The following is a 13,120-nucleotide window of genomic DNA, read 5'->3' as shown; positions in this document are numbered from 1 at the left end:
GCAAAGGAGTGTGCGCAATTGTCAAAGCAAAACCATTTTCAGGACATCATGGAGCGTGAAAAAGGGCTGCAGCGCGGGTTAACCACCCGCCAGCTAGCCATGATTGCCATCGGGGGCGCAATCGGTACCGGGCTGTTTTTGGGAAGCGGGATGGCGATTGGCTTTGCCGGGCCGAGCGTGATCGTCAGCTATTTGATCGGGGCGGTCATCGCGCTTTTGCTGATGGGCTGCCTGGCTGAAATGACCGTCGCGCATCCGACGACAGGATCGTTCGGCGCTCACGCGGAGCGCTACGTCAATCCGTGGGCAGGCTTCTCCGTCCGCTACGCCTATTGGTTCAGCCTGGTCTGCGCAGTCGGCACCGAAGTGTCCGCGATGTCTGTCTACATGAAATACTGGTTCCCTGACGTGCCGGGCATCGTCTGGATCGTCATTTTCTCAGCCGTACTCCTTTATGTAAACGCTACCAGTGTGAACCTGTTCGGTACTGTCGAAGACGAAAAAACAGGCAGGGGGGAATATTCATTGAAAAAGAAACAGACGAAGCGGGTGGTCAGTGCATGGCTTGCCACTGCGCTCGCAGCAGGTGCGCTTTTTCCACTGACGGCAGTGGATGCAGCCGGGGCAACCCAGACCAACAGCTTTGTTGGCAGGCCACGTTTGACCTGAACGGCCGCCGGTATTTGTACGACTACGAGACGACGATGTACAACGTGTACGACATTACTGACCCGCGCAAGAAGGCGGCAAGTACGGGTATGCGGCCATGGGCGGCTACGGCTTCTTGGTGGTTGACATCAGCGACCCGAACAACATGAAAGCCGTGTCCCACATTGACATGCCGATGAGCGTGAGCGGAACCGGAGGCGACAACATCGACGTGACCAAGGTCGAGACGACGGGAATGGTCTACTACAGCGGCTATGCGGCGATTCAGCCGGGCACGCCTAGCCAGACCGTGATGCCGTATGCGTTCTACAACGCGGGTGTGCAAGTGTTTGACCTGAAAGACCCGAACAAACCGACGATTGGCGCTTACTTTGTGCCGAAAATGTCCGGCGAGTATTTGCGCAACGACGGCAGCGGTTTTGAGCAGAGCGAGCATTCCAACCCGGTGCACAGCATTTTCGTCGAGTGGGACCGCAACCTGATCTGGGCCTTCTCCAACCACGGCATTTACGTTCTTTCCACTCCGCTGCTGGGAGAGCCGGTAAAAGGCTTGCCCGCAAGCAAACAATAAGTCGAGCGCAGCTATATGAGAGAGGTCCGACATCTGTCGGGCCTTTTTCGTTTCTTCGCATAAAATGGGTTTTCATTTCCTTTCTTGGGCACACTATCCGTACTCGAAATCGCATGCCCACGATCTAGGAGGGGAAAGCGTTGAGCCAGTTTTGGAAAGCGTGGCAAAAGCGGAAGGAAACCCTTCAGGAGAAGGCGTTACACCATCATGCCGATCGAAGCATGGAAAGTGTCTCGGATATAGAGCTTTCGCTGGATGTGGATGAAAACATCATCATGATCGAGAAAGAGCTGGGAAAATGCGACGACCTGGTCGTCCGCCGCTTTCGCGACAAGCGCGACACCGATTGCGCCATCGTTTTTCTCGACGGGATGGTCGAGCGCAACATCATCAGCGAGTTTATCATTGTGTACATGTCCGATCCGAAAATTCCCGACGACCTCCCGGCATCCAATGAGCTGGAGTCGACGGACGGGCTGAGACAGGTCATTCGCAACATCTTGTCAGGAAGCGCCGTGCTCATGCGCAATGGCGACAACAAAGCGTATTTGAACAACACGCGGGGCTGGGACCGCCGAAGCGTCGACGAGCCGCAGACCGAGTCTGTCGTGCGCGGGCCGCGGGACGGCTTTTGCGAGACGCTCTGCGTCAATTCCGCCTTGATCCGGTTTCGCCTGAAAGACCCGAACCTGAGAGTGCGCCATATGGTGATCGGCCAACGGACGCAGACAGATGTTTACGTCATGTACATTGATGGCCTGGCCCATCCGCCGATGGTGCAAGAAATGCTGGCGAGATTGGAGAAAATCAACGTCGATTCGATTTTGGAGAGCGGCTACATCGAGCAACTGATTCAGGACCGCCGCTGGTCGCCCTTTCCGCAGATTCAAAATACGGAGAGGCCGGACAAGGTCGTGGCAAACTTGCTGGAAGGCAAGGTGAGCATTCTGGTGGACGGAACGCCTTTTGCCTTGATTGCCCCGGCTGTTTTTTCCCAGTTTTACCAAAGTCCAGAGGATTATTACGAGCGGTTTTACATCGCGACGTTGCTGCGATTTATCCGCATTATCAGTATTACGATTGCGCTGCTGTTGCCTTCGCTCTACATCGCCTTTAGCTCGTTTCATCCTGAGATGATTCCTTCCCGGCTCGTCATCGCGATGGCGGCAGGGAGATCGACGGTGCCGTTTCCTTCGCTGGTAGAGGCGCTGTTCATGGAGCTGGCGATTGAGATTTTGCGGGAGGCGAGCGTCCGGCTGCCAGGGCCGATCGGACCTACGATCGGGATCGTCGGGGCGCTGGTGGTCGGGGAGGCAGCCGTATCCGCGGGTCTGGTCAGCCCTGTCATGGTTATCATCGTGGCGGTGACGACCATCGGTTCCTTTGCTTCGCCCAGCTACAGTGCGGCGATTGCCATTCGGATGCTGCGCTTCCCGGTCATGCTGCTCGCAGGAATGTTCGGCCTGTACGGAATCATGCTGTTTTTGATCGTCATCCTGATTCATTTGTCATCGCTCAAGTCGTTCGGCGTGCCCTACATGTCGCCGCTTAGCCCGTTGAATCTGAAGGGGATGAAGGATTTGTTCATCCGTGCGCCCCATCACTTGTTGAGAACTCGCCCGACGATGTTTCACATCCAGGATGAAATCCGCATGAGAGAGGATGAAAAACCGTGAGCAGGCAGGACGTGAGCAGCCGACAACAAACGTTTTCCTTGTGGCAGCAGACGTCCTTGATTACCAGTACGCTGATCGGCGTAGGCATTTTGACATTGCCGCGTTCCACCTCAGCCATCTTGTATGAAGCGGGCTGGATGTCGCCTGTATTCGGTTCCGTCATTGCCTTTGTGTCTGTCTGGATGATCGCAAAGCTCAGCCAGCGTTTTCCGGGAATGACCTTCGTCGAGTACAGCACGATCGTCTGGGGGGCCAAAAAAAATTCGCGGCTGGGCAAGTGGCTCAGCTTCCCCTGGATTCTCGCCTATCTCGGCTTCATGTACCTTGCGACCGGGCTTGTCTCCCGCATCTTTGGCGAAGTCGTAGTGACTTCCGTTTTGCTCGACACACCGCTGGAAGTCATCATTATTACCATGTTTGCGCTGGCATTCATCCTCACGTTGCACGATCTGGATGTCGTGGCCCGGATCAATGAGCTGTTGCTGCCGCTCGTTTTGCTCCCTGTGCTGTTCATTGCGCTCGCCTCGTTTCAAAAAGCGGAGTGGAACAATCTGCTGCCGCTTTTTCGAGCGACCGGCCCGTCGCTGCTCAAGGGAGCTTACGAAGCGGTCTACTCTTTTTCCGGCTACGAAATCATGCTCATTTTTTTCGCCTACGCGCACGAAAACAAGAGCAAAGTAAAAGCTGGTTTTTACGGCATCGCGATCACGCTGGTCGTCTACACCTTGATCGTAGTGGCGGGCATCGTCGTCTTCGGCTACGAGGAGCTGCAGCGCGTAGCCTGGCCAACCTTGGAGCTGGTGAAGACCACACAGGTGCCGGGACTGATTTTGGAAAGGCTGGAATCCGCCTTTCTGGCCGTGTGGGTAACGGCTGTTTTTACTACCGTGGCCAACGCCTACTACGCTTTCATTTACGGCTTGCGCCAGTTGTTCAACAGAGGGATGGGTTTTCAGCGAATCCTCTCGGCAGTCATGTTCATCCCCCTTTACTTTATCGCGCTGTGGCCGCAAAACATCGTAGAACTGTTTTGGATCAGCTCCTATTTGGGCGTTTACAGCCTCATCCTCAATTTGGGGATCCCTATTCTCTATTTGACAATGCTTTTCATCCGGGACCTGGGGCGAAAACAAAAGGAGAGGAATGCAGATGGCTAAAGGATGGCTTGGGCTGGCAGTTCTGTGCGTGTGCGTCTCTCTTTTGACGGGCTGCTGGGACAGAAGGGAGCTGGAGGAGCGCACTTCCGTACTTGCCATTGCGGTAGATATGGTAGAGGGACAAGAAGAGTTGTACAGATTGACTGTGCAAATTCCGATCCCGATCAAGATCGCCGGAAGCAGTGGACAAGGCGGCGGCGGAAATGCCGATGCGGTCAAGATCATGAGCGTGACGGGCCGGACGATTCTCGATGCCAACAACAATCTGCAAATTCGGCTGAACCAGAAGCTGTTTTTGGGCCATACCCGCGTGCTTGCCGTCAGTGAAGAAGTAGCGAGAAAAGGCATCGGCGACATTATGGACAGCTTTCGCCGGGAGCCGCAAATCCGCCGCCTGATGTGGCCGATCGTCGTCAAGGGGGAAGCGGCCACCTTGCTCAAAATCAAGCCGCAGCTCGCGCAAGTCCCCGTCGTGTTTCTGATGGACCTGATCGAAAACGGAGCGAAGATGGGCACGATTCCCGATCAGACGCTGGGAGACTACTTCAACCAGACCTCGAACAAGACGATGGAGCCTTTTCTCAACTACGTTCAGGCGAGCGCGACCGAGGTACGCTGGAGAGGCGTGGCCGTCTTTCGCGGGCACAAAATGGTAGGGACGCTCAACGAAGTGCAGTCGTGGTCGTTTTTGCAACTGCGAAACGAAGAGCGCGGGGGCGATGTCGTCATCCCGCTGCCCGGTACGGACAACGGCTATGTGACATTCCGGCCTCACTTTGTCAAAACGAGACTGGATTTGAAAGGAAGGAACAACAAAGGGGCGCTTGCCGCGATGTTTTCCTGCGAGCTGCAGGGAGATATCGTGGAAGTGACCGCCAATACGAACATGTCCCCGGAAGTTTTCATCCAGAAAATGCAGAGCTTGATTAAAAAGGAGATGGAGGAACGGGCGAAAAAGCTGTTTCACCAGTTGCAAAAGGAGTACAACAGCGACATTTTGAGGCTCGGGCTGGCGCTTCGAGCGCACCACTACCGGGATTACTGGGAGAAGCACGACTGGAAGAAGGATTTTAAAAATTTTCCAATTGGCGTTGACTATACGATCAAAATTCGCCGTTTAGGTATGGAAATGCAATAGGAGCCGATAAAGATGGGAAATCAAAGGGGCAACATCAGTACATGGCAACTAATCGCAATCCTGATTAGCTCGATGATCGGGGTGGGAATCCTTACCTTACCGCGTACCGCCAGCACGGAACTGCAGGAAGTGGGCTGGCTGGGGCCTCTCGTTGGCGGGTTGATTGTGGTTATCCCTCTTATGGCGATCATCTATTTGAGCAGGCAGTATCCAGGACTGACCTTTGTAGAGTACGGCCCGCTCGTCTTTGGCGGCCATCGGCACCCGTGGTTGGGAAAAATTCTCAACATCCCGTGGGTGCTTTTGTACCTCCTGTTTCAATTTTTGAATACGGCGATGGTCGCCCGCGGGTTTGGCGAGGTCATTGTCACGTCTGTCCTGCTGGACACGCCCCTTGAAGTGATTTTGCTGACTTTGCTTTTGATCGTCTTGTACTTGTGCATGCACGAGTTCGAGGTGCTGGTCAGGGTCAACGAGCTGTTGTTTCCGATCATGTTTGTGCCGATCCTCATCATCCCGTACGTGACGATCAACAGTGCGAACTGGTACAATCTGCTGCCGCTGCACATTGATTCATGGCAGGGAGTGGCCAGCACCGCGATTGGAACGTTTACGATGTACACGGGATTTGAGCTGATGATGATCTACTTCGGGCTGGCGATGCCGGGAGCGCGGATTTCGCTGGCGGCCTGGAGCGGGTTTGCCTTCACGATCGTGTCGTATGTGCTGACCGCTGCGGCGGGCATCGTGGTGTTTGGCTACGAGGAGTTGCAGCATCTGATCTGGCCGACGCTGGATATGGTCAAAACCGCGCAACAAACCGGCTGGTTTCTGGAACGGATAGAGTCGGCTTTTCTCACGATCTGGATGGCGTCCGTGTTTACGACGTTCGGCAACATGTACTACTCGATGATTTTCGCCACGCGGCTGTGGTTGAAAAAAGGGATCCGCTTTCAGCGCATCATCGCGCTGATCTTCTTCTTCCCGCTTTTTTACGTCGCGTTGTGGCCGCAAAACATCGTCGAATTTTTTGCCTACGCCCAAAAGCTGACGTATTTCAGCTACTTGCCAACGGTGCTCTTTCCGATTTTGCTGGCTGTGCTTCAGTTGATTCGTTCGCGCTCCTCGCAGCAGGTGGCAGAAGACAAAAAGGGAGAGACGTAGTGGCGTCTCTCCCTTTTGCTCGTGTTCGGTTGGCTTTCCAATTAAATCGGCTTTTCCGCTTGAGCGGGCAGATGGGAAGCGATAGTTTCGACCATCTCCTGGCGGGAGGAAGCATCGCTGTTTTGCCACAGCACTTCAAACAGGACGCCGAGACCAGGCAAGGTTTTTTCCTGGCCGCTTGCGATCGCATCGCTGATCGTTTCTTCTACCGCTCCGGAATCCGAGCCTTGCATTTTGTACATGATCGCTTGACGCAAATTGAGCGAGGCAATGTTCATACCTTAGCCAGCACCTCTCTTGTGAGAATAAATTCATGAGTTAGTATTTGTCTTCGCCGGATTGCTCATACCCCTTTGTCTCGAAGCGATTTCATTGGACACGGGCATCTTTTGGTTTCGCCTGTGCAAAGCTACGCTGTCTAATGCTATAATGCAAGTTATTGGATATAGGATCGAAGGAGAAGATCAGCATGTCAAAACAGTTTGCCATCATCGGAATGGGCCGTTTTGGTTCCAGTGTTGCCAGGACGCTGTACGAGATGGATTACGAAGTCATGGGCATTGATGAAAACGAAGAGCGCATCAATGAAAATATTCAGTATGTCACCCACGCTGTCGCGGCTGATTCGACAGATGAACGCGCCTTGAAGGAAATCGGCATTCGCAACTTCGACGTAGTGGTCGTGGCGATCGGGGTCGACATTCAGGCGAGCATCCTCACTGTCTTGACGCTGAAGGAGCTGGGCGTGAAAAAAATCGTCGCCAAAGCGCAAAATGAGCGGCACGGACAAGTGTTGTACAAAGTAGGGGCCGACCGCGTCGTTTTCCCGGAGCGGGACATGGGCGTGCGTGTGGCGCACAATCTCATCTCCGCAAACGTCCTCGACTTTATCGAGCTGGCGGAGGACTACAGCGTGGCAGAGGTCGTCGTATCGTCCAAGCTGGTCGGGCAAAACTTGAGACAGCTCGACATCCGCAGAAAGTACGAGGTCAACGTCATCGCGATCAAAAGCGGGGACAAATTCAACATCGCTCCAAGCCCGGATGAAGTGATCCAGTACGGAGACGTTCTTGTTGTAATCGGAAACAACAAAGACTTGAAAGCATTTGAGGAGCGGGCATAACGATGGCACATGAAATCATTACTTCAGTTCAAAATCCGCTGGTGAAAAGACTGCACCAGTTGCTCGATAAAAAAGGCCGGGAGGAGCAGGGACGCTACCTCGTCGAAGGCGCGCATCTGGTGGAGGAGGCGCTGAACAGCGGGGCGGAAGTGACGACCATCCTGTACGATCAGGAGCGCAGCCTCGATCCCGCCTGCCAGCGGGCATTGGCGAACCATCCCCAGGCTACGCAAGTAATCGCGGCGTCCGCTGCGGTTTTGGCCAAGCTGTCGGAAACGAAATCGCCGCAAGGAATCGTCGCGGCAGTGAAGAAGACGGCGAGTCAGTGGGACGAATGGGTTGACAAGCTGTCAGCCAAGGAAAATGCCCTGCTTTTGTTCCTCGATGAAATCCAGGACCCGGGCAATTTGGGCACGATTTTGCGAACGGCAGAGGCCGCCGGTGTGGATGGAGTCGTGCTGGGCAAGGGCAGCGTCGACATTTACAACGGAAAAGTCGTGCGGGCCACGATGGGCGCCATGTTCCGCCTGCCTGTCTTTTCGCGGGAGCTCGCTGCCACGGCAAACGAGTGGAAGCAGCAAGGCGGGCGTGTCCTCGTCTCGTCCTTGGCGCAAGACAGCGTGTCCTACGATCAGGCGAATTATTGCGGCAAGATCGCGCTCGTCATCGGCAACGAAGGCCGAGGCGTGTCCAAAGAGATGCTGGCCTGCGCCGACCAGCTCGTGCACATTCCGCTGTACGGCAAAGCGGAATCGCTGAATGCCGCCGTCGCGGCGGGCATTTTTGTGTATGAAGCGCAGCGCAACAGAAGACAGTGACAGCAAAGCAGGGATACTGGGGAAAAGAGTCCAGTGTCCCTGTTTTTTTTCGTGTGAATTTTGGGAGGGCGATCAGCAGGGCAAGGTGAAAAGGGGCGTGCTGTAGTTTCTGGATGGTGCGATTTAGCTCGCGTGGCATTACAGTTTGCGCGGTATCACAGCCCGAGCCGCCTCCCAGCCCGCACCGCCTCACGCCGCATCAAAGTCCGCACCTCACCACCACCGACACCCTACCTCACCGCGCTTCTCATTCCCCGGTTTCCCCCACTTCCGCAAAGTACCCGATGAGAAAGTCGCGAAACTTACGCGCAGCAAGCGATAAGTACCGCTTCTCGTTCCAGGCAATCTGGAAATTGCGCTGGCACACGGGAAACTCAATCCGCAGCAGGTTCAGCGGGGAGCCCGGGCCTCCGCAGTTGCCTACGAGCGCGACGCCTAGCCCCGCCCGGACGAGGCTGGCAATGGCGGCAGGCTCGTCGACCCGGCAGACGAAGTTAGGCGTGATCCCGGCTTCTCGGAAAAACAAATCGTTCATTTTTTGAAAAGGAAACCCTTCCTTGTACCCGATAAACGGGTCCTCCGCCAGTTCGCTCAAGCGAACGCTTTTCCTCCCCGCAAACCGATGTCCGTGGGGAACGGCCAGGTACACTTCTTCTTTCAGGAGGGACACCGCGCTAATGTCGGGCCGATTGATTGGCAGCGCTGTAAAGCACATGTCGACTTCGCCAGCCTCCACCAACTGCGTCATTTCTTCCATCGAAGCTTGCGTAATCCGAAAGCTGACTTCCGGATACAGCGCGAGAAACTCGCCCAGCGCATCCGTCAACCGATCCAGCGTCGACGTGGCGAGGTGAATGCTCCCTTGTTCAAGTCCGGCCAGCTCGGACACTTCTTTTCTGCCTTCTTCCAGCAGGGTGAGCGCCTTTTCGACTTTGTCCAGAAAAGCTTTGCCGAACGCATTCAGACGAATCCGCCCTCTGTGTCGGTCGAACAAGGGAACTCCCAAGTCTTCCTCCAGCCTCGAAATCGTCTTGCTCAGCGCAGGCTGCGCGATGCACAGCTCCTGGGCTGCCTTCGTCATGTGCTCCGTCCGGGCTACCGTGCGAAAATAGTGCAACTGCAACAACTCCATGCGCATGCTCTCCTTTCCTATATATCTGAGTATATGATCTGTATGATTTAAGATATATTTTTGTTTATATGTAAGTGATTGTAAAATAAAGCATGCAAGGAGCACAACACACTTTGGCTCAACGTCTCCCAAGTGACTCGCTGGGCAGTGTCAGAGTGGAAGAGTGGACAGAGGGGAGGCTGAGCGTCCAGAAAGGTGCCGCCCACCAGCAAACAGCCTAGCGAAAATTCGCCCCACACCTGCCTCGCGCGCCCGTTTCCATCCAGCTTTCCTGGTTCTTGGGGCGCTCTGCACGAGCATAGTATGGTTTTTGTTATATGCCTATGTGCCGTAGCCGTATGGTGATAGGCAACGCGGAAGGAACAGGAAAGCCGCTCAAAAGGTGGAGGACACGAAGCGAACAAACATCGAATGATGGGAGGATTCTTCATGAAACAATTGCAAATTGGCATTATTTTGGGAAGCACGCGCCAAGGGCGGGTAAGCCCGCAAGTCGCAAACTGGGTGAAAGGCATTGCCGATGACCGCGGAGATGCGACGTATGAAATTGTAGATATCGCCGAGTTTCAATTGCCTTTTTTCGGGGAAGGCACAGGCAATGAGCCTGGCCTGGTCGCTTGGTCCAAAAAGCTTTCCAGCTTGGATGGATTCGTGTTCATCGTCCAGGAGTACAATCACAGCATCACGGGAGCATTGAAAAACGCGCTGGATTCGGCACGCACGGAATGGAACAACAAGGCTGCGGGCATCGTCAGCTACGGATCGACGGGCGGGGCGCGTGCAGCCGAGCATTTGCGCGGAATTTTGGGAGAGCTGCTCGTGGCAGACGTCCGCGCGCACCCGACATTTTCGATCTTTGCCGATTTCGAAAATTTCCAAACATTCAACCCCGCCGAACTGCACGTAGGTAAAGTAAACGCCATGCTAGACGAACTGATTGCCTGGAGCGGCGCATTAAAAACATTGCGTTAAACGTTGTTACCCAATCCGGAAAAATATAGGAGAGTTGCACAATGAGAGCAGCAGCATTTCGTTCAATAGGCGGACCAGAGGTCATGGAGGTCATGACGTTTCCCGATCCGCAGGCGGGTCCGGGGCAAGTTAGGGTCCGCGTGAAAATGGCCGGGGTACAGCATTACGATTGCGCGATCCGAAGCGGCTGGACACCCCAAGGCATTTCCGTAAAGCTTCCGCAAATTCCCGGCAACGAGTTCGCTGGCATCGTGGACCAGGTAGGCGAAGGCGTTAAAAAGTCCGCCTCCCCTTGCTTGGCGAGCTCAGCGCTGACAGCCGCGAACTGATCTGCCGCCCGCTCGCACAAAACAAAAGGCAAAAAGGCGAGAGCCGTTCAGAGAAAACCATTCTCCGGCGCTACCTCTTTCGCTTCTCCCTGCGCCATGCAAAAGAAAAACAAAAAGGCATTCCAACAACAAAGTTGAAATACCTGCATTCATGCCGCTATCAGCCGATCTTTTGCTCGCTTTTTTTCTCTTTAAATTCCTCGCGCGCCAGTTGCCACTGATCCTGCGCCATGCGGATGATACCGCTCTCAATCGTATGGTTGCGAAAAGCGAGCGCCTTGCCGAAATATTTGATCGCCAGTTCGAATTTTTCCAGACGGCGGTACAGCTCGCCGATCAGGTACAGCAGTCTGACCTCGGACATTTCCTTGTCACCGCGGGCATAGTCGGAGTGAATGTACGATTCCTCGTACTCGTCGACCGCCATCGCGATGAAGCGCAGCTCTTCCGGGAGATTGTCCATGTAGCGGTACAGCCAGGCGAGCCGCAAGTACAGGCCCGCTTTGACCGAGTGCGGCTGATCGGTCAGCTCGGCGGCGTAAATCGCCAGCTTGTAGCTGACAATCGCTTCCTGCACCTTGCGAATGGAGCCGAAATCTTTTGGCTGCCACTTCATGGAGATGTGCTCCTCGACGGCCTGTTTTTGCCACGGAGCGAGCTTGCTTGTGAACTGATCGGTGAAGGCGAAGCCGCATACCGGGCAGACGTTGACGGTATATAAAATCGGATTCAGCGACTGCTCCTTGAACGTGGTATAGAAGTCGCTGTCGCGGTGAATCATGGTAAGAGCGCCGGTTCTGATCCGTTTGGTGGAAAAAGTTGCTTGGCAATGCCGACAGACGCATGTCTTATCATAAAGGGCCGTAACCTTCTCGATCATGTCAAAAGTCCCCTTTCGGATTCGCGAAAATCGAACTAGGGAGAACAAGTGATATGTAACATTTGTATAATTGAAAGTTCTCTCTTGTTGCGCTATAATTTTCCTACATCTCGATTATAACGCAAAGCGATGACGGAGACTAGTACGCAGGTCCTATCTGTTTTTCAGGGAGAAGGTGCCACAGACTGCGAGCATCTTTAGCACGATAGCTGCCGAATTCACTCCGAAGCCGCACTCTGAACCGCTTTCGCGCAGTAGGAGCAGCCGGGTCATTCCCGTTACCAATGAGCTGAAGTGAGACAGAAGTCTCGTTCGCTGTTAGTGATATTGTCACAGCTTTGTCACGAAAGCGAGCCGTCTGTCTAACAAGGGTGGTACCGCGAGAAAAAAGTAACTCGTCCCTTTTTGGGGCGGGTTTTTCTTTTTTTATCTACAGAAAAAAGGAGCGATACGAAGTGCAAACTCGGTTGCAAGAAATGAAGGAGTCCGCGCTGGGGCAAATCAGCCAGGTGACGGAAGCTGCACAACTTCAGGAGTTGCGCGTCAAATATTTGGGGAAAAAGGGCGAGCTGACAGAACTGCTGCGCGGGATGGGCAGCCTGTCTCCCGAAGAGCGTCCGGTAGTCGGGCAACTGGTCAACGAAGTGCGGGAAGCGCTGGAGACAGCTTTTTCCAGAAAGCAGCAGGCGATTGAAGAAGCGGCGCTGAACGCGAAGCTGTCGTCCCAGACGGTAGACGTAACCTTGCCAGGGCGTCCGGTGCCTGCCGGAACGATGCACCCGCTCTCCCGCATCATCGAGGAGATCGAAGACATTTTCATCGGTCTGGGCTTCGAGGTGGCAGAAGGACCAGAAGTGGAGATGGACCACTTCAACTTCGAAATGCTCAACCTGCCAAAAGACCATCCGGCGCGCGACATGCAGGATACGTTTTACGTGACGGACGAAATTTTGATGCGCACCCATACGTCTCCGGTGCAGGCGCGGACGATGCTGAAAAAAGAAGGCAAGACGCCTGTGAAGATCATCTGTCCCGGAAAAGTGTATCGCCGCGACGATGACGATGCGACCCACTCCCACCAGTTCACGCAGATCGAGGGCCTCGTGGTTGACAAAGGCATCGGCATGAGCGATCTGAAAGGGATTCTGCTGACGTTTGCCCGCCAAATGTTCGGGGAAAACCAGCAAATTCGCCTGCGTCCGAGCTTCTTCCCGTTCACCGAGCCTAGCGCAGAGGTCGACCTGCAATGCTTCAACTGCGGCGGTCACGGCTGCCGCGTGTGCAAGCAAACGGGCTGGATCGAGATTTTGGGCTCCGGCATGGTGCACCCGCGCGTGCTGGAAATGGCCGGCTACAATCCGCAGGAAGTCAGCGGCTTTGCTTTCGGAATGGGGGTAGAGCGTATCGCGATGCTCAAATACGGCGTGGAGGACATCCGCCATTTTTATACAAACGACGTTCGTTTCCTGCGTCAGTTCAACCGAGGCTAGA

General features: G+C 54.6%; 12 protein-coding genes and 2 pseudogenes. 11 read left to right on the top strand and 3 right to left on the bottom strand.

Translation table 11 applies throughout. The annotated features are described in order from the left end of the window. Positions 1-48 precede the first annotated feature (48 nt). The 6 genes and pseudogenes from M655_RS19635 to M655_RS19610 form a co-directional block, all read left to right on the top strand. Positions 49-495, top strand: a pseudogene (locus M655_RS19635) (amino acid permease); the annotation flags it as partial. A gap of 271 nt (positions 496-766) precedes the next feature. After that, a complete protein-coding gene (locus M655_RS19630) occupies positions 767-1,240 on the top strand; it encodes an LVIVD repeat-containing protein (RefSeq protein WP_007776596.1) in 474 nt (157 codons plus the stop codon). Positions 1,241-1,380: 140 nt separating this feature from the next. Further along, positions 1,381-2,916 (top strand): spore germination protein, encoded by a 1,536-nt coding sequence (locus tag M655_RS19625; protein WP_026557754.1) that lies wholly within the window; start codon positions 1,381-1,383, stop codon positions 2,914-2,916. After that, entirely contained in the window at positions 2,913-4,073 is a 1,161-nt protein-coding gene (locus M655_RS19620) for a GerAB/ArcD/ProY family transporter (protein ID WP_026557755.1), read from the top strand. Before M655_RS19625 ends, M655_RS19620 begins: the two co-directional genes overlap by 4 nt. Then, entirely contained in the window at positions 4,066-5,211 is a 1,146-nt protein-coding gene (locus tag M655_RS19615) for a Ger(x)C family spore germination protein (protein ID WP_026557756.1), read from the top strand. The genes M655_RS19620 and M655_RS19615 overlap by 8 nt, the downstream gene beginning before the upstream one ends. A 12-nt stretch (positions 5,212-5,223) precedes the next feature. Further along, positions 5,224-6,375, top strand: coding sequence for a GerAB/ArcD/ProY family transporter (locus M655_RS19610; RefSeq protein WP_005829292.1), 1,152 nt, complete (start codon positions 5,224-5,226; stop codon positions 6,373-6,375). A gap of 41 nt (positions 6,376-6,416) precedes the next feature. Here M655_RS19610 and sspI read toward each other — a convergent pair whose 3' ends face one another. After that, positions 6,417-6,653 (bottom strand): small acid-soluble spore protein SspI, encoded by a 237-nt coding sequence (gene sspI / locus M655_RS19605; protein ID WP_005829290.1) that lies wholly within the window; start codon positions 6,651-6,653, stop codon positions 6,417-6,419. A 191-nt stretch (positions 6,654-6,844) separates the two neighbouring features. On the opposite strand from sspI, the gene M655_RS19600 reads away from it, so the two are divergent. Together M655_RS19600 and rlmB are read left to right on the top strand one after the other, a co-directional pair. Next, positions 6,845-7,498: a potassium channel family protein gene (locus M655_RS19600; RefSeq protein ID WP_005829288.1), complete on the top strand. Its 654-nt coding sequence runs from the start codon at positions 6,845-6,847 to the stop codon at positions 7,496-7,498. 2 nt (positions 7,499-7,500) lie between these two features. After that, positions 7,501-8,316, top strand: a complete 816-nt coding sequence (rlmB, locus tag M655_RS19595; RefSeq protein ID WP_005829286.1) for a 23S rRNA (guanosine(2251)-2'-O)-methyltransferase RlmB — start codon at positions 7,501-7,503, stop codon at positions 8,314-8,316. A 247-nt stretch (positions 8,317-8,563) separates the two neighbouring features. Here rlmB and M655_RS19590 read toward each other — a convergent pair whose 3' ends face one another. Next, positions 8,564-9,448, bottom strand: coding sequence for a LysR family transcriptional regulator (locus M655_RS19590; protein ID WP_007776612.1), 885 nt, complete (start codon positions 9,446-9,448; stop codon positions 8,564-8,566). Between the two features lie 429 nt (positions 9,449-9,877). On the opposite strand from M655_RS19590, the gene M655_RS19585 reads away from it, so the two are divergent. Together M655_RS19585 and M655_RS19580 are read left to right on the top strand one after the other, a co-directional pair. Continuing rightward, entirely contained in the window at positions 9,878-10,420 is a 543-nt protein-coding gene (locus tag M655_RS19585) for an NADPH-dependent FMN reductase (protein WP_025844146.1), read from the top strand. A 41-nt stretch (positions 10,421-10,461) separates the two neighbouring features. Then, positions 10,462-10,695 (top strand): annotated as a pseudogene (locus M655_RS19580) (alcohol dehydrogenase catalytic domain-containing protein); the annotation flags it as partial. Between the two features lie 214 nt (positions 10,696-10,909). Here the strand turns inward: M655_RS19580 and M655_RS19575 are convergent. Next, entirely contained in the window at positions 10,910-11,629 is a 720-nt protein-coding gene (locus tag M655_RS19575; protein WP_025844144.1) for a DUF2225 domain-containing protein, read from the bottom strand. Between the two features lie 455 nt (positions 11,630-12,084). Between M655_RS19575 and pheS the strand changes: the two genes are divergently transcribed. After that, a complete protein-coding gene (gene pheS / locus M655_RS19570) occupies positions 12,085-13,119 on the top strand; it encodes a phenylalanine--tRNA ligase subunit alpha (RefSeq protein WP_026557757.1) in 1,035 nt (344 codons plus the stop codon). The last annotated feature ends 1 nt before the right edge of the window (position 13,120 follow it).

The organism is Brevibacillus sp. NSP2.1 (assembly GCF_000470975.2).
GTDB lineage: Bacteria > Bacillota > Bacilli > Brevibacillales > Brevibacillaceae > Brevibacillus > Brevibacillus agri.
This window is presented reverse-complemented; position numbering and strand designations above follow the sequence as displayed.